Origin of the sequence: Clostridium fungisolvens (assembly GCF_014193895.1) — a bacterium.
In the GTDB taxonomy this organism is placed as follows: domain Bacteria; phylum Bacillota; class Clostridia; order Clostridiales; family Clostridiaceae; genus Clostridium_AR; species Clostridium_AR fungisolvens.
Map to the genome: position 1 here is coordinate 879,481 of NZ_BLZR01000001.1, position 20,431 is coordinate 899,911.

15 protein-coding genes are annotated in these 20,431 nt (G+C 33.1%); 11 read left to right on the forward strand and 4 right to left on the reverse strand.

The annotated features are described in order from the left end of the window. The first annotated feature begins 8 nt into the window (after positions 1-8). The 4 genes from bsdtw1_RS03420 to bsdtw1_RS03435 all read left to right on the forward strand — a co-directional run bounded on the left by bsdtw1_RS03420 (position 9) and on the right by bsdtw1_RS03435 (position 6,354). Complete coding sequence (locus bsdtw1_RS03420) at positions 9-1,712, forward strand: glycoside hydrolase family 3 protein (RefSeq protein WP_183276204.1); 1,704 nt, start codon at positions 9-11, stop codon at positions 1,710-1,712. Between the two features lie 206 nt (positions 1,713-1,918). Then, a complete protein-coding gene (locus bsdtw1_RS03425) occupies positions 1,919-3,298 on the forward strand; it encodes an MFS transporter (protein ID WP_183276205.1) in 1,380 nt (459 codons plus the stop codon). Positions 3,299-3,546: 248 nt separating this feature from the next. Beyond that, entirely contained in the window at positions 3,547-3,999 is a 453-nt protein-coding gene (locus tag bsdtw1_RS03430) for a NanQ anomerase/TabA/YiaL family protein (protein WP_183276206.1), read from the forward strand. Between the two features lie 357 nt (positions 4,000-4,356). Continuing rightward, positions 4,357-6,354: a fructose-1,6-bisphosphatase gene (locus bsdtw1_RS03435; RefSeq protein ID WP_183276207.1), complete on the forward strand. Its 1,998-nt coding sequence runs from the start codon at positions 4,357-4,359 to the stop codon at positions 6,352-6,354. Positions 6,355-6,504: 150 nt separating this feature from the next. On the opposite strand, the gene bsdtw1_RS03440 is transcribed toward bsdtw1_RS03435, so the two are convergent. From bsdtw1_RS03440 to uxaC, 4 genes are all read right to left on the reverse strand, one after another. After that, a complete protein-coding gene (locus bsdtw1_RS03440) occupies positions 6,505-7,146 on the reverse strand; it encodes a bifunctional 4-hydroxy-2-oxoglutarate aldolase/2-dehydro-3-deoxy-phosphogluconate aldolase (protein WP_183276208.1) in 642 nt (213 codons plus the stop codon). 133 nt (positions 7,147-7,279) lie between these two features. Continuing rightward, the gene (locus bsdtw1_RS03445) at positions 7,280-8,137 is read right to left on the reverse strand and encodes an SDR family oxidoreductase (RefSeq protein WP_183276209.1); all 858 of its coding nucleotides are present in this window, start codon (positions 8,135-8,137) and stop codon (positions 7,280-7,282) included. A gap of 1 nt (position 8,138) precedes the next feature. Continuing rightward, complete coding sequence (uxuA, locus tag bsdtw1_RS03450; protein WP_183276210.1) at positions 8,139-9,194, reverse strand: mannonate dehydratase; 1,056 nt, start codon at positions 9,192-9,194, stop codon at positions 8,139-8,141. Between the two features lie 4 nt (positions 9,195-9,198). Then, on the reverse strand, positions 9,199-10,593 hold the full coding sequence (gene uxaC / locus bsdtw1_RS03455) for a glucuronate isomerase (protein WP_183276211.1): 1,395 nt from the start codon (positions 10,591-10,593) through the stop codon (positions 9,199-9,201). A gap of 201 nt (positions 10,594-10,794) precedes the next feature. Between uxaC and bsdtw1_RS03460 the strand changes: the two genes are divergently transcribed. From bsdtw1_RS03460 to bsdtw1_RS03490, 7 genes are all read left to right on the forward strand, one after another. Next, positions 10,795-11,655 (forward strand): AraC family transcriptional regulator, encoded by an 861-nt coding sequence (locus bsdtw1_RS03460; protein WP_183276212.1) that lies wholly within the window; start codon positions 10,795-10,797, stop codon positions 11,653-11,655. Between the two features lie 24 nt (positions 11,656-11,679). Further along, positions 11,680-14,370 (forward strand): sigma-54-dependent transcriptional regulator, encoded by a 2,691-nt coding sequence (locus bsdtw1_RS03465; RefSeq protein WP_183276213.1) that lies wholly within the window; start codon positions 11,680-11,682, stop codon positions 14,368-14,370. Between the two features lie 210 nt (positions 14,371-14,580). Continuing rightward, entirely contained in the window at positions 14,581-14,898 is a 318-nt protein-coding gene (locus tag bsdtw1_RS03470) for a PTS sugar transporter subunit IIA (RefSeq protein ID WP_183276214.1), read from the forward strand. An 87-nt stretch (positions 14,899-14,985) separates the two neighbouring features. Further along, positions 14,986-15,291 carry a PTS sugar transporter subunit IIB gene (locus bsdtw1_RS03475; protein ID WP_183276215.1) on the forward strand — a complete coding sequence of 102 codons (306 nt, stop codon included), beginning with the start codon at positions 14,986-14,988 and terminating at the stop codon, positions 15,289-15,291. Between the two features lie 48 nt (positions 15,292-15,339). Continuing rightward, complete coding sequence (locus bsdtw1_RS03480) at positions 15,340-16,629, forward strand: PTS sugar transporter subunit IIC (protein ID WP_183276216.1); 1,290 nt, start codon at positions 15,340-15,342, stop codon at positions 16,627-16,629. 493 nt (positions 16,630-17,122) lie between these two features. Further along, the gene (locus bsdtw1_RS03485; protein WP_183276217.1) at positions 17,123-19,408 is read left to right on the forward strand and encodes a glycoside hydrolase family 2 protein; all 2,286 of its coding nucleotides are present in this window, start codon (positions 17,123-17,125) and stop codon (positions 19,406-19,408) included. A 216-nt stretch (positions 19,409-19,624) separates the two neighbouring features. Beyond that, positions 19,625-20,344 (forward strand): MBL fold metallo-hydrolase, encoded by a 720-nt coding sequence (locus bsdtw1_RS03490; protein ID WP_183276218.1) that lies wholly within the window; start codon positions 19,625-19,627, stop codon positions 20,342-20,344. Positions 20,345-20,431 lie beyond the last annotated feature (87 nt).

Here is a 20,431-nt window from a genome sequence, read left to right on the forward strand (position 1 = left end):
AAATAAATATGGCTTTAGTAGATTTAAGAGCAAAACCATACTATTTGAGTGAGGAAGACATAACTTGGGTAGAAGATACGATAAAAGGAATGACATTACAAGAAAAGATAGGACAGTTATTTATAAACTTATTCCTAAGCTTAGATCCTTCAAAAACAAAGGAATTTGTTAGCAAGTACCCTATTGGAGGGGCAAGATACCTTGGAGGAAGCTCTGAAAAAGTATATGAATTTCTTTCAGATCTTCAAAGATCAAGTAAGATACCAGTGCTTGTTGCCTGCAACTGTGATTCTGGTGGGGATGGAGCTGTTAGTGATGGAACATACATCGCTTCAGCAGCACAATGTGAAGCATCAGGCAATGAAAAACTAGCATATAACGCAGGATATGTCAGCGGTCGTGAAGCTACTGCAATAGGATGTAACTGGAACTTTGATCCCTGTGCAGATATATTGTATAACTGGAGAAATACAATTGTTAATACTAGGGCGTATGGTACCAACCCGGATTCAGTTATAAAATATACAACCGCATATATAAAGGGCTTAAGACAAAGCAATATTGCCTCTTGTGCTAAGCATTTCCCAGGAGATGGCACAGAAGAACGTGACCAACATTTAGTTTTAGGGGTAAATGAGCTTAGTGTTGAAGAATGGGATAATAGCTTTGGGAAGGTTTATAAGCATTTAATCGATGAAGGACTAATGACTATAATGGCTGGGCATATTGCCTTGCCAGAATATCAATATAAGTTAAATCCAAACTTAAAATACGAAGATATATTACCAGCAACCCTATCACCTGAGCTTATAAATGGTTTATTAAAAGAACAATTAGGCTTTAATGGGTTAGTTACAACTGATGCATCCCATATGATAGGTATGGCAGCGGCTATGAAACGTAAGGATTATGTACCTGCTGCAATCGCTGCTGGTTGTGATATGTTCTTGTTCTTTAACGATCCGGAGGAAGATTTTAACTTTATGTTAGAGGGGTATAAGAATGGCATAATCACTGATGAGCGTCTACATGATGCTTTAAGAAGAGTTTTGGGATTAAAGGCCTCCTTAAAACTACATGTTAAACAAAAGGAAGGTACTTTGATAGCGCCTAAAGAAGGACTTGAGGTTATTGGATGTAAGGAACATTTAGATATGGCTGTAGAAGCTGCTGATCTTGGAATTTCATTAGTAAAGGATACCTGGAGTCAATTGCCAATAAGGCCAAGCACTCATAAGAGAATAAGACTTCACACACTGTTTGGTGAAATCGGAGGCCTTACCCATGGATCCAATGCTGCTGAAAAGATAATAATTGAAGAACTTGAAAGGGCAGGTTTTGAAGTTACTTTGAATGATGGTAATAGCAGGGATAAAGGAAAAACTGCTGAGTTATCTAAAAACTTCGACGCTGCATTAGTGTTTGCAGATATTGTAGGATACGCAGCTGAAAATAACTATCGTATAAGATGGAAATGTCCTATGTCAACTGATATCCCATGGTACATCCATGAAATACCTACTGTATTTGTTTCTTTAAATTTTACTACTCACTTAACAGATGTTCCTATGATGAAAACTTATATAAATGCTTATAAAGATACTAGAGAAGTTATTCGTCAAACAATCCAAAAAATAATGGGAGAGTCAGAGTTTAAAGGTACAGAATTTAACGATAATGTATGGTGTGATAAGTGGGAAACTAGAAGATAATTAGATATTGGCGGTCAAAATTGGCCGCCTAGTAATCAACCTTCAATTAATAAAAGCTTTGAAAGTGGACCAAAAAGCAGGACTATTTAAATCAAAATATATAAATATTTCTAAAATTTTTGTAAACGTTTTTAAAGGCGCAATGAATAAGTCACCAATTAAGGCTGCATTAGCGGCTATTTAAATAAAACAAGGGGGAATCTTATATGATTAATAATATTGAGGGGAAAAATTCTACTAGAAACTTTGGGCTGAGAGATAAGATTGGCTATATGTTTGGAGATTTCGGAAATGATTTCTTTTTCATCTTTGCCAGCGCATTCTTAATGGTATTTTATACAGATGTATTTGGAATCAGCCCAGCAATTACAGGTATGGTGTTCATGATCGCAAGACTTTGGGATGCATTTATGGATGTTGCTGTAGGACGATTCATAGATTCACGACCAGCTACTAAAAATGGTAAGTTCAAGCCATGGATTTTGCGTTTTGCACCAATTCTATTAGTATTCGGTGTAATGATGTTTATAAAAATACCTGGTATGTCAAATCAGTTTTATCTTGTGTATGCATTTGCAACCTATATTATATGGGGATCACTATATAGTGCAGTAAATATACCATATGGTTCAATGGCATCGGTTATTTCAAGTGATCCAGTGGAGCGTGCATCTCTTTCAACTTTTAGAAGTATTGGGGCTTCTTTAGCGGCAATGGTTATAACAACAGTTGTACCTATGGTGGTTTTTGTAGGCAACAAAGCGAATTCAAGTAGATTCTTTATAGTAGCAGTTATAATGGCTGTACTTGCGATGATTTGTTACACACTTTGCTATATGCTATCAACAGAACGTGTAGTTGCAACAACGCAGAAAAAAGGAAATTTGCTTGTTTCGATAAAAGGACTCTTGAAAAATAAGCCATTTATTACAATAGTTTGTGCATCACTTGTTCTTGTTATAGCAATGCTTCTTACAAATAGCTTAAACACTTATCTATATAAGGATTATTTCAAAGATACAAAGGCATTATCTTTATCTGGTTTTATTACTATTCTTAACTTATTAATAGTTGCACCAATGATCACACCCCTTTCAAAGAAATTTGGTAAAAAGGAATCAGCTTCTGCAGCTCTATTATTCTCGGCAATATCATATTTCCTACTATTCCTTATTCCAACTAAGAATGCATACTTATTCGTAGTACTAAGCTTTCTTGGAAACTGGGGATACAATTACTTCAATTTTATGATTTGGGCATTTGTTACAGATACAATAGATTACCAAGAATATAGAACAGAAATAAGAGAAGATGGTACAGTTTATTCAGTATTTTCATTTATGAGAAAGATTGGTCAGGCAATAGCAGGAGCAATGGGTGGATTAGCTCTTAGTATGGCAGGATATGTTGCAAAAGCTCCTCAGCAAACAGCAGAAGTAGCAGCTAATATTAGAAAATATGCTACACTAACTCCAGCAGTTACGTACTTTATAGTATTTTTAATAATATTCTTCTTATATCCGATGACTAAAGAAGCTCTTACAGAAATTCAGGCTGAATTGGAAAGAAGAAGAGCTGCAAGATAATCAAAACTATTATTGAATGTCTATAGTAAATGAAAATTACAAGGATACCAAAGATGTTGGTGTCCTTGTATTACTATGGAGGATTATCAATTTTAAATAATCAACTATGAATGAAATGGTTTGAATAATTTTATTGAGAGTGAAAGTGGACAATTTTTGCAATGTTAATAGCAAGAATAGCATATTTTTAAAATTAAGTTTCCTTTATAATTAAGACATACTTTTTATAATTTATGAGGTGAATATAAATGATTATTGATAAATTAGAGAATGGAACAGAGTATTATGGACTTGGGGGAAGAATAAAGAAAGCTCTTGAGTATTTAAAAGGTACAGATTTAGCTGAATTAGAGCCAGGAAAATATGAAATTGAAAATGATGAGATTTATGCAATGGTTTCTGAGTATGATACTAAATTGGTAGAAGGTGTATTATGGGAAGCTCATAAGAGCTATATAGATATTCAATACATGATTAATGGCTCAGAAAAGATGGGATATACAAATGCAGAAAACATAGAAACCACTGTTGAGTACGATGCAGAAAAGGACATTCTTTTTGGTACAGCACATGGAGATTTTGTTACAGTGGAAGAGGGTATGTTTATTATATTTAAGCCACAAGATGGACATATGCCTTCTATAAGTGTTGAAAAGCCAGAAAGAATAAAGAAGGTAGTGGTTAAGGTACTAGCTGAGTAAAAAAGTCAGAGTAAGAATCTTACATTGAATGAAGATAGATATATGTTTGTATTTCAAGAGTATATTAGAGTAGAGCTAGAATTTAAAATTACAGAGCCGATACTTATTATAACTAACAGAAGAAGACATCAAGATTATGGTGTCTTTCTTACTTTATAAGAAAGCATAAAATCTTTAGGCTAGTTAAAGCTAAATTTTTAAATATTTTAGAAGTTTTTTATTATGCTATACTATTCGTTAAAAAATACACAATATTGATATGCTAATAAATATATAGTATACTCTATATATTGAGGAAATATTTGATGACTATTAATATAAGAATAAAATTAGCCAATGATTTTAGGGGGAAATGCAATGCTTTATATTGAAGAAGACTCTAGTCAAGAATTCCAAGATAAACTGAAATATCTAAAGCTCCTATCTAATAATTATCCAACAGTAGCTGATGCCTGTACGGAAATAATTAACCTGCAAGCTATTTTAAATCTTCCCAAAGGAACTGAACATTTTCTATCAGATATCCATGGAGAATACGAATCTTTTATTCATGTATTGAATAATGCTTCTGGAGTTATAAAACGTAAGATTAATGATGTTTTTGGCAACTTACTTAGTCAAAAGGAGATGAAAAGTCTTGCAACTCTAATATATTATCCAGAACGAAAAATAGAACTAGAGCTTAAAGATCAGTCTAATATAGAGGATTGGTATAAGATAACCTTATATAGGCTTATTGATATGTGCAGATACGCATCTTCAAAATATACCCGTTCAAAGGTAAGAAAAGCTTTGCCAAAGGATTTTGCTTATATTATAGAAGAGCTTTTACATGAACAGCCTGACAGACTTGATAAGGAAAAATACTACGAAGAAATAGTAAAAACCATAATTAGAGTGGGACGAGCTAAAGAATTTATAGTTGCTCTATCTAAGCTCATTCAAAGGCTGGTAATTGATAGGCTTCATATTATAGGGGATATATTTGATAGAGGTCCAGGGCCAGATATCATAATGGATACACTCATAAACTATCACTCTATAGATATCCAGTGGGGAAATCATGATATAGTTTGGATGGGAGCAGCAGCAGGAAGTGAAGCCTGCATTGCAACAGTCCTTAGAACCAGTACTAGATATGGTAACTTAAGTACCATAGAAGATGGCTATGGAATAAATCTATTGCCTTTAGCTACCTTTGCTATGGAATTTTATAACGATGATAAGTGTGAGATATTTAAGCCTAAGCTTGAAAACGATAGAGCCTGTAGTGAAAAAGATGCAGAGCTTATGGCTAAGATGCATAAAGCCATAACAGTAATTCAGTTTAAGTTAGAAGGCGAGGTAATTAAAAGACGTCCTTACTTCGGAATGGATGATAGATTGCTATTAGATAAAATAAACTATGAGCAAGGTACTATTGATTTTGATGGACAAATATATAAATTAAAAGACTGCCATTTCCCAACTATAAATTCTAGTAATCCTTATGAATTGATTCCAGAAGAAATAGAGCTAATAGAGAAGCTAAAATCTTCATTTTTAAACAGTGAAAAACTTCAAAAGCATGTTAGATTTCTTTTTGCAAAGGGAAGTATGTATTTAAAGTATAATTCTAACCTTCTATTTCATGGATGTATTCCACTAAGCGAAGATGGAAGTTTTAGAAAAGTTAGTATAGGAGCTTCCGGTAAGAAATACAGTGGGAAAGCTTATTTAGATAGGTTAGAGATTTTAGTTAGAGAAGGGTATTTTTATAAGAATAATCCTGAAGCTAAACTCTATGGCATGGATATAATCTGGTATCTATGGAACGGTAAGGACTCACCGCTTTTTGGTAAGGATAAGATGACTACCTTTGAAAGGTATTTTATAGAGGATAAGGCAACCCATGTTGAGAAGAAAAATTATTACTTTGAGCTGGAAGATGATGAAAAAGCTTGCAATATGATCTTTGAGGAATTTGGATTAGATCCTAAAGTTTCTCATATAATTAATGGACATGTGCCTGTAAAGATAAAAAAAGGGGAGAGTCCAATAAAGGCAAATGGAAAGCTTCTTGTTATAGATGGAGGTTTCTCCAGAGCGTATCAACCTGAGACAGGAATAGCAGGTTATACTTTAATATATAATTCCTATGGGCTTTTACTAGTATCCCATGAACCTTTTGAATCTACTCAAAAGGCTATAGAGGAAGAAAAAGACATCCTTTCAACTACAATAGTACTAGAACAGGAAGTCGATCGAAAGAGAGTTGGAGATACGGATATTGGGGAAGAATTAAAGATTCAGATTCAGGATTTGGAGTGGCTTCTCGATGCCTATAGGAAGGGAATAATAAAGGAGCTAAGATAGTAAAAATAAAAAGGTGCATAATTAACTTTCGAGTTAACTATGTACCTTTAATATGTGGATTTCTATCTAAATAATGTGGGTTATTATTAAAATAGAGTGAGTAAATATTTGGTATTTGTGGACAACTTTTGAGTTTTGGGCTATATTAAACTATCTAGCTGCTCTAACAGCTTCAACAAATTTAGCTGCAGTTTCTGTAACTAAGTCATAATTTCCAGTACTTGCTCCCTTAGTTAAATCACTGCCTGTACCAACTGCAATGGCACCAGCCTTAATCCAGTCCTTTACATTGTCAAGATTTACTCCGCCTGTTGGCATAAAGTTACCTTGAGGAATAGGTCCCTTAAAGGAGCTGATTATAGATGGTCCGAAGGCGTTGCCTGGGAATACTTTTAGAATCTCAACACCTAATTCAAGAGCTTCTACAGCTTCTTTTACTGTCATGATGCCAGTCATTATAGCAATTCTATATCTGTTGCAAAGCTTCACTGTTTCATGATTTAAACTAGGGCTTACTATGTATTTCGCTCCTGCTAAAATACAAGCTCTTGCAGTTTCAGGATCAAGTACAGTTCCAGCTCCTATGAGGATTTCCTTATCATCCTTATAAATCTCTGATAACTCTTTTATAATATCCAAAGCTCCAGGAACTGTCATAGTGATTTCCAAAGCCTTAATTCCGCCTTTTTTTACCGCTTCAACAATCTTTATACCTTCTTCTTTAGAGTTAGCTCTTATAACAGCTACAAGTCCATATTCACTTAACTTCTTTATAGTTTCTATCCTTTTCATTTTACACCTCTTAAAGTTTCATGATTAGGTTATGGTTAATATCATTGTATAAATTTAGGCGTTGTAAAGCTCATTAAATCATTGAGGAGCGACACCTAAATTTATACACAGTGCTTAAGCATACCTAGGAGTATTACACCCCTGAGTAAGCGGAGAAACCGCCATCTATTGGGATGACTATACCATTTACAAAGCTTGAAGCGTCTTCATTTACTAAGAATAGAAGTGCGCCTATAAGTTCTTCGGCTTCTCCAAATCTACCCATTGGAGTGCTGTTAAGTATCTTATGTGAACGCTCAGTATAGCTTCCATCAGGGTTTTTAAGTAGTGCTTCATTTTGCTTAGTTACAAAGAAGCCTGGTGCTATAGCATTTACTCTTATGCCAACCTTTGAAAAATGAACTGCAAGCCATTGAGTAAAGTTTGATATAGCAGCTTTTGCACCTGAATATGCAGGGATTTTTGTAAGTGGAGTAAAGGCATTCATTGATGAAATGTTTATGATGTTGCAGCCTTTTCTTCCTATCATATCTTTTGAGAATTCTTGAGTTGGAAGTAGTGTTCCAAGGAAGTTTAGATCAAATACAAATCTTACTCCATTTTCATCAAGATCGAAGAAGGTTATAAGGTCTTCATTGCCTTCTTTTAAATCTTCTTCATATAAATATTCCTTTGTTGTTGTGCCTTTAGGATTGTTTCCACCAGCTCCATTTATAAGTATGTCGCATGGACCAAACTTTTCTAATACAACTTCATGAGCTTTTTTAAGACTAGCTTTATCAAGTACATTAGCTTCAACACCGATAGCGATTTTTCCGTTTGCAACAACTTCAGCAGCCTTCTTTTCAGCATTTTCTAATCTTAAATCAAGTATTGCAACCTTTGCACCACATTCAGCAAGGGCATCAGTCCAAGAGCTTCCAAGAACTCCAGCACCACCAGTTATTACTACAACTTTGTCTTTTAAGTCTATATTAAAAGGTAATTTCATATTATTTATCTCCTTTATTTGTTTTTTCAAGAGTTTCCCATATTCCTGTGATATACATAGCGCCTAAGGCACGATCATATAAACCATAGCCAGGTCTGCCAGTTTCACCCCAGATCATTCTTCCGTGGTCAGGACGAAGGTAGCCATCAAAATTATTCTTATGAAGTACTTTCATGATTTCAACTATATCTAAAGAACCGCAAGGGGAGTAGTGAGCACTTTCTTCAAAGCTACCATCTTCAAGAAGTTTTACATTTCTAACATGCATGAAGTGGATACGCCCTTGGCTTGCATATTTATCTACCATTTTTACTATATCATTGAAGCTTGCTGATCCAAGAGAACCTGTACAGAAAGTAAGTCCATTATATTTGCTATCTACAAGCTTTAGGAATCTATCTAGGTTCTTCTCGTTAGTTATAATTCTTGGAAGACCAAAAATATTGTATGGAGGGTCATCTGGATGAATAGCCATCTTTATATCACATTGCTCTGCAACTGGGATGATTTGCTTTAAGAAATATTCTAAGTTGCTCCATAAAGCTTCTTCATCAACCTTTGAGTATTTTTCGAATAAATCTGCCATTTGATCTTTAGTGTAGCTTGAATCCCAACCTGGAAGTGATAGTTCACCAGTAAGCGGATCCATTTTTTCTAATTGATCTTTATAATAAACAAGTGCAGTAGAGCCATCATCTAAAACCTTATCAAGCTGAGTTCTTGTCCAGTCAAATACTGGCATGAAGTTATAACATATTACCTTAACTCCAGCTTTTGCAAGGCTTCTTATATTTTCTTTATAGTTTTCAATATATCTATCTCTACTTGGAAGACCAAGTTTTATATCTTCATGAACTGGAACACTTTCTATAACATCAAACTTTAAGTTAGCAGCTTCTACATCAGCTTTTAACTTAAGAATGCTTTCCATGCTCCATTTTTCTCCTACAGGAACATCGTAAATTGCAGTTACAATACTGTACATGCTTGGAATTTGTCTAATATATTGAAGCGTAACAGCATCGTCGGCTCCATACCATCTAAATGATAATTTCATAATGTTAATCCTCCAATTCTAAATAGTGTTTTATATTTTTAAAGCAGATACCTTCAATAATTTCTTTTAGTAGTTCAGTATCATTTTCAAATTCTTCATCATCTACAAGAGTGCCTATAAAGGTACACAAGATTCTTCTAAAATAATCATGTCTTGCATAGGACAAAAAGCTTCTTGAATCTGTCAGCATACCAACAAAGTAAGCTAAAGTGCCTTGACTAGCTAGTGCCTTTAAGTGTTCATTGATTCCTTCCTTATGATCGTTAAACCACCAAGCAGCACCAAATTGAACCTTTCCTTTTATCCCATCTTGTCCAAAACAGTGAGGAAGTGCAGAGAGTACAAGGTTATCCTTTGGATTTAAGGTGTATATTATTGTTTTAGGAAGAGCTGAGCCATTATCCATTGAAGCTATCAGTTTTGATATGTGAGGTGCAATATTGAAATCATTCATGATATCAAAACCAGCATCAGGTCCAAGTTTTTTGAACATTTGCTCGTTGTTATTTCTCATTGCTCCTATGTGAAGTTGCATTGTCCAACTATGTTTATTATACTCTTCTGCTAGTTTTTTAAGAGTAAAGCATCTGAATTTTTCGGTTTCTTCAAAGGATAAATTATTTTCAAATAATCTTTTCTTAAAGATTGCTGATACCTCAGTTTCATCGGTATCATAATAGTAAAGACTTTCTAATGAGTGATCAGAAAGCTTACACCCAACTAGGTTGAAATAATTTATACGATCCTTTAGTGCAGCTATTAAAGTTTGATAGTTATAGATTTCTGTAGAAGAATTTTTAGATAGAGCCTTTAAGTAATCGAAGTAATCATCCTTTGATATGTTAAGAGCTTTATCTGGTCTGAAAGTTGGTAGTACCTTAAAGTCTAGTTCTTTTTCTCTTAGCAGCTTGTGATATTCTAAGTTATCAGTAGGATCATCTGTGGTACAGATAAGTTTTACCTTGGAGCTCGTTATAAACTTTACAGGAGACAAAGCTTCTTCTGATATCTTCTTATTGCAATACTCATATATCTTTTCAGCATTGCTTTCCTTCAATATTTCATTTACACCAAAGAAGTTTTTAAGTTCCATGTTTGTCCAATGATATAACGGACTTCCAATTAGTCTTTCACAGGTTCTTGCCCACATTTTAAATTTATCAAAATCATTTGCATCACCAGTTATATAAGCCTCAGGTACCCCTGCATATCTCATAGCTCTCCACTTATAGTGATCAAATTCAAGAAAAATCTTAGAGATATTACTAAATACCTTATCTTCATATATTTCTTTTGCTGATAGGTGACAGTGATAGTCATATATTGGAGCATTTTTTGCAATATCATTGTAAAGTAGTTTTGCTGTTTTTCCTTTTAACATAAAATCATTATCTAACAAGTAATCACCTCATTTTTCCACTTTTAATTAAGTTTACATATAATTAAAATGCGATTGAAAACAAATACATTTAACTTGTCTTTATTATAACCTTTATAGATTAAATGCAATATGTTATTATTGCTATATAACTTGCAAAAATTGCTCTTATGAAATAATATTATCTTTAAGTGATACGTTGAAATTGAGAGGTGGGATTTAGTGAAAAAGAGAACGCATGAGTATCAAACTCGTCAATATATGTTATCCAGTGATTATGAGATATATCATTATTTGAATAGTGATATAAGAAGTATAAGTATACACCACCATGATTTTTATGAGTTTTATTTCTTTATATCAGGAGATGTAACTTATCTAATTGAAGGTAAGTCCTATAAATTAGAGCCTGGAAATATAGTTTTGATAAACTCGAAAGAGCTACACCAAGCAGTGATAAATTCTGAGGAAGCATATTATGAGAGGATTGTACTTTGGATAAATAAAGCTTTCTTAAAGAAGCTTTCGAATAATGAAACAGATCTTTCACTTTGTTTTGAAGGCTTTAATAAGAAGAATGTGCTAAGCACTGATATTGAGCAGCAAAAAAACATTAGGTTCATTCTTAATAAATTGGTTGGTTTAGAAAATTATCAAGGAATAGGCTACGAATTGCTTTATAAAGCTTATATCACAGAGCTTATGGTACATATAAATAACCTTGCTTTTAATGAAAGTGCAGAGCTAAGTGTGGATATGAAAAAGAGCAATCTTATTGATGGAATAATTGAGTACATCAATAATCATATAGAAGAAGATATAACTGTTGACCAAATAGCAGAACAGTTTTATCTCAGTAAATTTCACTTGTCTAGAGAGTTTAAAAAATATACAGGAACTACAATTCATAGGTATATAGTTCAGAAAAAATTAATAGAAGCTAAGGAGCTAATATTAAAAGAAGTTCCAATTATCGATGTTTACAAACAATGCGGTTTTGGGGATTATTCAAACTTCTTTAGAGCTTTTAAAAATGAGTATGGAATTACACCAAAGCAATACTATGAGGCTATGGTAAAGTAAAAGCAAAGTGAGGTGAATTAATAGATGAAAAGAATTGATTTGATTCTTAATAAACTTAAGGAAATAAAAGCTTCAAAGCCCGATGGAGTATCTGCTTCAGAGCTTGCTGAAGAGTTAGAGCTTATGAGAGGGAATGTAAGTAATGATTTAAATAAATTAGTTGCTGAAGGAAAGGCCGTTAAGATAAAGGGGAAGCCAACCTTATTTATAGCTGTAGATGAGGAAACTAAGGTGTCTGATATATCAGTAATAAATAAGTTTTCAGAAACCAATCCGAGTTTATATACTGCTTTAGAGCAAGCTAAGGCTGCTATACTTTATCCGCCAAATGGAATGAATATATTGCTACTTGGAGAGACGGGGGTAGGTAAGTCAACTTTTGCAAGTCTTATTTATAAATATGCTACAGAGATGATGGTAAGGTCTAAAGAAAGTCCTTTTATAACCTTCAACTGTGCAGACTATGCAAATAATCCTCAGTTATTACTAGGACAGCTTTTTGGAGTGAAGAAGGGTGCTTATACTGGTGCGGATTTTGACAAGGCTGGACTTTTAGAAAAAGCTGATGGTGGAATTCTGTTTTTAGATGAAGTACATAGATTACCAGCAGAAGGTCAAGAGATGTTTTTCACTTTTATGGATAGAGGAGTATACAGAAGACTTGGTGAGACAGAAAGTGAAAGAAGCGCTAAGGTGCTCATTATTGCTGCTACCACTGAAAATCCTGATACTACTTTGCTTCAGACCTTTACTAGAAGAATCCCTATGGTAATAACAATACCAGCCTTAAGAAACAGAGGAATAGAAGAAAGATTTAATCTTATAAAGCAGTTTATGATCGAAGAATCAGGAAGACTTGGTAAGAGTATAAAAGTATCTATAAACTCAATCAAAGCATTTTTATTTTATGACTGTAAGAGTAATGTAGGACAGCTTAAGTCAGATATTCAGCTTGCCTGTGCTAGAGCTTATGCGGATTTTTTATCAAATAGAAAAGTTGAAATCAGTATAAGTAGTTTAGATTTACCCACATACATTAGAGAAGGGCTATATAAGGAAATAGAACATAGACAGCTGTGGAATAAGTTAGTAGACATAAACAAGAGATACTGTATCTTCGATAAAGATGAAGAAAAGATGATATTCGAAGAAAATAGTTATGACGAAAATATCTACGAGATGCTTGAGATGAAGACAAGAGATCTCAAAGCAAAAGGCATAAAAGGTACAGAATTCGAAAAAGAAATGGAAAATAATATAGAGGATTACTTCAAAAAGTATATCAACAAATTTAACTACAAGGTAGACACTGCAAATCTAGATACCATAGTAGAACCTCATATAATGAACGTAGTGGAAAAGGTAATTAATTTCTGTGAAGAGGAACTAAAAAGAAAGTTAGATAAACATATATACTATGGGTTAGCAGTTCACATAAATAATGCAGTGGATAGGATTAGGAGAAATAAAAAGATTGAAAACTTAGAGCTAAATAACATAAGAAAGCAGCATAGCAGAGAGTTTAATATAGCTATAGATGTTCTAAAAATACTTGAACAATCACTAGATATACAAATACCTGTGGATGAAGCTGGCTTTATCACTATGTTTTTAATATATCATAATGAGGCGCTTAAAAAGACTTATAATAATGTAAAGGTGATTATTATAGCTCATGGAGAAACTACAGCTACCTCTATGGCTGATGCAGTAAATGGACTTTTAGGCTCAGATTATTCAAGAGGGATAAATGCGCCAATAGATGAAAAGCCTCAAATAACTTTAGAAAAGATTAAAGAATATATTAGAAAAAATAATATTGATTCAGAAATATTATTTCTAGTGGATATGGGATCACTTGCAACCTTTGGCAGAGAGATAGAGAAAGAATTTAAGATAAAAACAAGAACTATTCCTCTAGTCAGTACCCTGCATTGCATTGAAGCTACTAGAAAAGCAATGCTCGGTTATTCTTTAGATGATATATATAGAGAGACCTTAGAGGTCAATAATTTATATGATAATAATTCCCTAGATTACATACCAGAAACTAGTGAAGAAAAGAGGCTTGCTATAGTAACAATTTGTACTACAGGAGAAGGCAGCGCTAAAGCTATGAAAGGAATACTTGAGAGAACCCTTAAGTTTGAAAGTAGTCTGCTTGATATAGTTCCTGTGAATTTTATAGGAAAAGAAAATATATATGATAGATTAGAAAAACTATCAAATAAGTATGAGATATTATGCATAGTTAGTCCTTTTGATCTAGAAGCTGATTACATACAGTTTAAACTAGATCATATTATAGCTGGCAATGCCTCAGAAAATATTCAAGATTTAATAGATAGAGAAAAGGTTTATATAAAGATGGAAGAAACCTTGGAGCATCAATTGAGAAATATTGATGGAAAAGCTATTGTTAAGGATATAAAAAGATTTTGCAGAAATGTTACAAAGGCAATGAATATAAAGCTTACCTCAAATGCACTGATAGGAATAACTCTTCATATGGCAGTAATGGTAGATAGATTAAGTGGAAATGAAGTTATTGAAACTTATAGAAATAAAGAAAGCTATATAAGAGAAAACTTAGAATTGTATAGATTAATAAAAAGTGAATGTGCATTGCTTAACACTAAATATACAATTCTTATTTCTGAAGATGAGATCTGTTACCTTATGAACCTATTTACTATGAAAAATAGGGTAAAATAAAGCACATCAGCAATGTGCTTTGAAAAGTTTTCGAAAAGTAAAGCACATTAATACTTTTTGAAAGCTTTTTTATTTTGCCTTCAAATGTTGATAAACAGGCACTTATAAAGTGAAATTTAAATAAATAATTATGATTTCTGCTTTGGCACGGGTCTTGCTTTATATATAGGCGTAAGGCAAATAAAAAAATGTTGATTAGAAGGTGAAGCAATGGAAACAGTAGATAAAGAACAAATAGTTATGGAACTTATAGTAAATGGCGGTGATGCAAGAAGTAAAGCAATGCATGCGATAAAGCTAGCTAAAAAAGGTGAGCTTCAGGCTGCGAAGGATAAAATAAAGGAAGCAAATGAAGCATTAAATAAAGCTCACAACTTCCAAACTAGCTTAATACAAGGTGAATCAGCTGGTGACAAGGTTGAAATAAGCTTACTTATGATTCACGCACAGGACCACTTAATGAATGCAATCACTGTACGTGATTTAGCACAAGAAATGATTTCAATGTATGAAGAGTTTAGAAAATAAAACTATTAATATGTATTAGTTAACAAAACAAGCTTGTTTAAAAATAGATTCAAAACAAAATAATAGAAGTTTTAGGAGGAAGAAATTATGAAATATATTACATTAGTTTGTGCAGCAGGAATGTCAACAAGTATTTTAATGGCTAAGATGCAAGAGAGTGCAAAGAAAAAAGGAATTGAAGCAAAGATAATAGCTATGTCAGAGTCTAAGTTTGAAGAATATGAAGAACCAACAGAAGTTTTACTTTTAGGACCTCAAATAGCTTACTTAGAAGACGAAATAAGAGAAAAATACGAACCTAAGGGAATAAAGGTTGCAGTAATAGATATGATGGACTACGGTACTTTAAATGGTGAAAACGTATTAAATGATGCACTTGCATTATTAGGTTAATTATATAAAGAAACATATCAAAGGTTAAATACTAAAGGGGGATTAATAATGTCTAAATTAGATTCAAAAGCTATTAATAAAAAACTTGCTCCGACATTAAATAAAATTCAAAAAAGTAAATTGGCAAACGGAATCACTGGGGGAATGATGGTAGCAATGCCAGTGACACTTTTAGGTGCATTTGCTTCACTATTCTTAAATCTACAAATTCCTGCATATAAAAGCTTTATTGCTAGCTCAGGAATAGCTGCGGTTTTAAATACATCTATTCAATTTTCAACTAACTTTTTAGCAGTGGTGTTTTTAATTACTATTGCAGGTAGTTATGCAAAACAGTATAAAGAAGATCCAATTTTACCATCTTTATTAGCAGCGGTGTGTTTCTTTGTGGTGACACCACTTTCTGTAACTAAAGTAAACAATGCTACTATTACGTCAATACCAATGGATTGGCTAGGCGCAAAGGGAATATTCTCAGCAATGATCATAAGTTTAGTAGCAACAAGACTATATATTATTGTTAAACAAAAAGGTTGGACTATCAAGATGCCAGCTAGTGTACCACCAGTAGTATCTAGTAGTTTTAGTAGTTTAATACCAGGATTCGCAGTTGTAATATTGTTCTTAGCTATCTCAGGAATTTTTGCAGCAACTCCGTATAAGACTATGCATTCATTTATATATGCTTTTGTTCAAACTCCGCTTCAAGGTGTTGGTGGAAACATAGTATCAGTTATACTTTTATGGACATTTGCTCAAGTGTTATGGTTCTTTGGTATACATGGAACCTTGGTTATTTACTCAGTAGTTGCTCCAATATTTGCAGCAATGGATGCGGCACAATTAACTGCTTATTCAGCAGGCCAAGCACTTCCAAATATAACAGGACGTGCATTTGTTAGTACTTATACTATGAGTGCAAGTGCAATTGGGTTTGCCTTACTTATGTTATTATTCGCAAAGAGTAAGCAATACAAAACCTTAGGTAAATTAGCAACATTACCATCACTTTTTGGTATAAGTGAACCATTAGTTTTCGGTACACCATTAGTATTCAATGTAAGATTTGTGGTACCATTTGTATTTATGAATGCAATCAATATAACTATTGCTTATGCCTTGACTGCTATAGGTATAGTTCCAAGAGTAGCTGGAATGGCTCCAATGACCGGTATGCCAATAGTATTCAGTGGACTTATGGAAGGAAGCTGGAAGATAGCTGTTCTTCAAGTGTTACTTGTTGTTTTAGAAATGGCAGTTTGGTATCCTTTCTTTAGAAAAGCAGATAAGGAAGCTTACGCTCAAGAACAAGAAATAGCAGTAGAAGAAGTAAAATAATATAGAGATTGTTTAAGTTCACCTTATCTATAGGGTGAACTTATCTTTTAAAGTACCGTGTTGAAATTAATTGGTTAATCATCCGATGCTTTAATGAGCCTACGCAAAGAATTAATATGATTTTTTCATACTCCATGGCTAAAACTGTAAACTCACTTCGTTCGAACAGTACAGTTTTACTTTTTAATAATCAATACTTTTTATAAATATTTCATATCTTAAGTTTAAGAAAATAAAAAGGTTATTTGATTAAAAAGTAAAAAGTGAAAATATATCGCCTGCCAGAATTTCTTCACATCCGTTCAGAAAAGGCAGATGCGTAAAAAAATCACTAATGAAGAACGATTAGCGATTTTTTAGAGCCATTCCATCTGAAAAAATCATTTAATTCTAATAGCTCGCTCATATAGCATCTCCTGTATAACCAATTAATTTCAACAATATTATTAAAAATAGATATATTTTAAATTAATATAAAAGCAGGTGAAAATAATTGAGGATAATAGATTTAAATGACAAATGGACTTTTACGAAGAAAAATAATGAAGTTTATATAGAGAAGGAAATAGTAGAAGCAGAACAGGTAACCTTACCCCATTGTTTCAACGCAGTTGATGGACAAAGCGGAGAAGGAATGTTTAAAGGAGAATGCATTTATCAAAGAAAGTTAAATATTAGTGATGAAGAATTAAATAAATTTATATTTTTAGAAATAGGTGCAGCTTCTCTAATATCTAAGGTTTATGTTAATGGTAAGCTAGCTGGTGACAGCAGATGTGGTTTTTCAATGTATAGAGTATTTATGACTCCTTTTTTGAAGACTGGAGAAAATCTAATTTCTATTATAGTGGATAACAGTAGTCATAGAGATGTGTATCCTCTAATGGCTGATTTCTCTTTTTATGGAGGAATATATCGTGAAGTGAAATTAATTATTTCAGAGGCACTTCATTTTGATTTGATGGACAAGGGAAGAGATGGGATATACTTAACTCAAAGAAAAATAGTTGATGATATCTTTGAACTGGAGATAAGAGGAGCAGTTGTAAATGAACGAACTGAAGCTAAGACTGGTAAATTACAGTTCAGACTCTTAGATAAAGATGATAATATAGTATTTGATAAGAGCATTGATACTGAGATTGAAAAGGAATTGAAATTTGATTTATCTGAAAGAATTGATAATCCAAAACTTTGGCAAGGAATAGAAAACCCTTATCTTTACAAGTTAGAAGCAGAGCTTTACTCAGAAAAAGTTTTATGTGATAAAAGAACTATAGAAATTGGTTTTAGAACCATAGAGATAACACCAGACAAAGGGGTGTTTTTAAATGGTAAGGCTATTAAATTAAATGGAGTTAGTAGACATCAAGACTTTGCTGGCATAGGGAATGCTTTAACAAAAGAACATATGGATCTAGATATGTCAATCATAAAGGAAATAGGAGCAAACAGTATTAGACTTTCTCACTATCAACATGATGACTATTTCTACACACTTTGTGATCGGGCAGGGCTACTAGTTTGGGCGGAGATTCCTTTTATCAGCATACCAACCACCGTTGATAAGGAAAATAAGAATGCTAAAGAACAGCTAGAGTGCTTAATTAAGCAGGCATATAACCATACTTCAATTTACTGTTGGGGAGTTCAAAATGAAATAACCATAGCTGTAGAAAATGAAAATACCTATAAAATGGTTGGAGAACTTGTTTCTATTGCGAGAAAGTTAGATTCAAATAGATTTATTGCCCAAGCTAACATTCATACAGTAGTTAATGAAAGTCCGTTGAATGATTTAACAGACTTTATTGGATATAATCTATATTATGGATGGTACTACAAGGAAATAAAAGATCTTGGAATAAGACTAGATGACTTCCATGCTGCAAGACCTAACAAACCAGTTATGGTTACTGAATATGGAGTAGACACTAACCCAAGACTTCATTCTTATGAGCCAACAGTAAAGGACTATACTGAAGAATACCAACTATTGTTCCAGGATAATGCACTTAGAACCTTTAAGGAGAGAGACTTTGTTTTAGGTGGATATGTTTGGGCTATGTTTGATTTTGGTAGTGAGATTAGAAATGAAGGTGGAGAAAAGGGAAGAAACCAAAAGGGCTTGGTTACTATAGATAGAAAAGTTAAGAAAGATGCGTTTTACTTATGCAAGGCTTACTGGTCGAAAGAACTTTTTGTAAAGCTAGCTGGTAGTAGATTCGTAAATAGACATAAGGAACTTAATGATATTGCAGTACTTTCTAATCTGTCTAACATAAAGCTATATGTGAATGACAAGCTTGTTGAAGAAATTAATTGCAGCGAACCAATGAAGCGTTTTAAAGATGTTAAGTTAGAGCTTGGACAAAACACTTTAAAGGTTGAAGCTTATGATGTAAATAGCAATATTTATACAGATGAGATGATTCTAAACAGAGTAAGTGAAATGGATGCAAGATATATTCTTCCAAAGCAAGAGGAAACAAAACATGTAACTAACTGGTTTGAAAAGTTTGACTTATCCGAGGTTAAAGAGATCGTTGTTAAGGAAGGATATTATTCCATATACGATTCTGTAGAAAAGCTTTATGAAAATGAGCAGGCAAAGGCAGTATTTAAAAAATTCTTTGGAGAAACAGCTGAAGAACCTAGATTCAAGGTGATGATGGGGCTTATATCAATTGAAGGTATGTCTAAGCGTTCTATGTTTAGAATACCAAAGGAGCTTTTAGGGGGGATCAACAATGAGCTTAATGTGATTCCTAAGGAATAAGAAGGTTATATGAGGAATCTATGATAGAATTCAACTTCATTTTGAACTAAGTAGCGAAATGAAATATAGCGTAATAAAGATAATATCAATAAAAAGGACTTAGATAAATTATATCCAAGTCCTTTTATTGATGTTTATAAATACTATGGTAAAATTATGATAGATTAGATAGAGGGTAAAAGAAAATAAATATAAATAGATATGGAGGAATATAAAATGAACATTGCTGAAGGATTAAGTGTACTCGAACTAGGAAATAAGGAACATCAAATGCATCCTACACTTATATTTGATGAAGATGATGTAGTTTTGATAGATGCAGGTTTACCTGGACAGTTTGAAAATGTTTCTGAGGAAATAGTTAAGGCTGGTGTGTCTGTTGATAGAATTGATAAGATAATCATAACTCATCACGATATAGATCATATTGGTGGTTTAGCTAGTGTTGTTAAAAACTCTAAGAGCGAGGTAGAGGTTCTATCTCATGCTGGAGAAAAGTCTTATATTGAAGGAGATAAAATGCCTGTTAAGATGACTCCAGAACGTCTTAATTCTATGCCAGAGGATAAGAGAAATGAAACCTTAGAAATGCTTAAAAAATTAAAAGTTAAGGTTAGTAGAACCATCGAAGACGGGGAAGTACTTCCTTATTGTGGAGGAATAGAAGTTATATACACTCCAGGACATACACCAGGTCATACCTGTCTTTATTTAAAGAAATATAAAACCTTAGTAACTGGAGATGCATTGAACGTTTTTGATGGAAAGCTTACTGGCCCTAATCCGGTGTTTACTTTTGACATGAAGCAGGCTACAGAGTCCTTAAAGAAACTTTCTAAGTATGATATTCAAACAGTAATCTGCTATCATGGAGGAGTATTTACAGATAATCCAAATGAAAGAATTGCTGAGATAGCTAATAGAGAAATAATATAATTTAACTATTTGAAAAGACCCTATAAAATAGAATTAGTAACTAGTATTTTGTACGTAGTTTTCTGCTGTCTATTTTATAGGGTATAT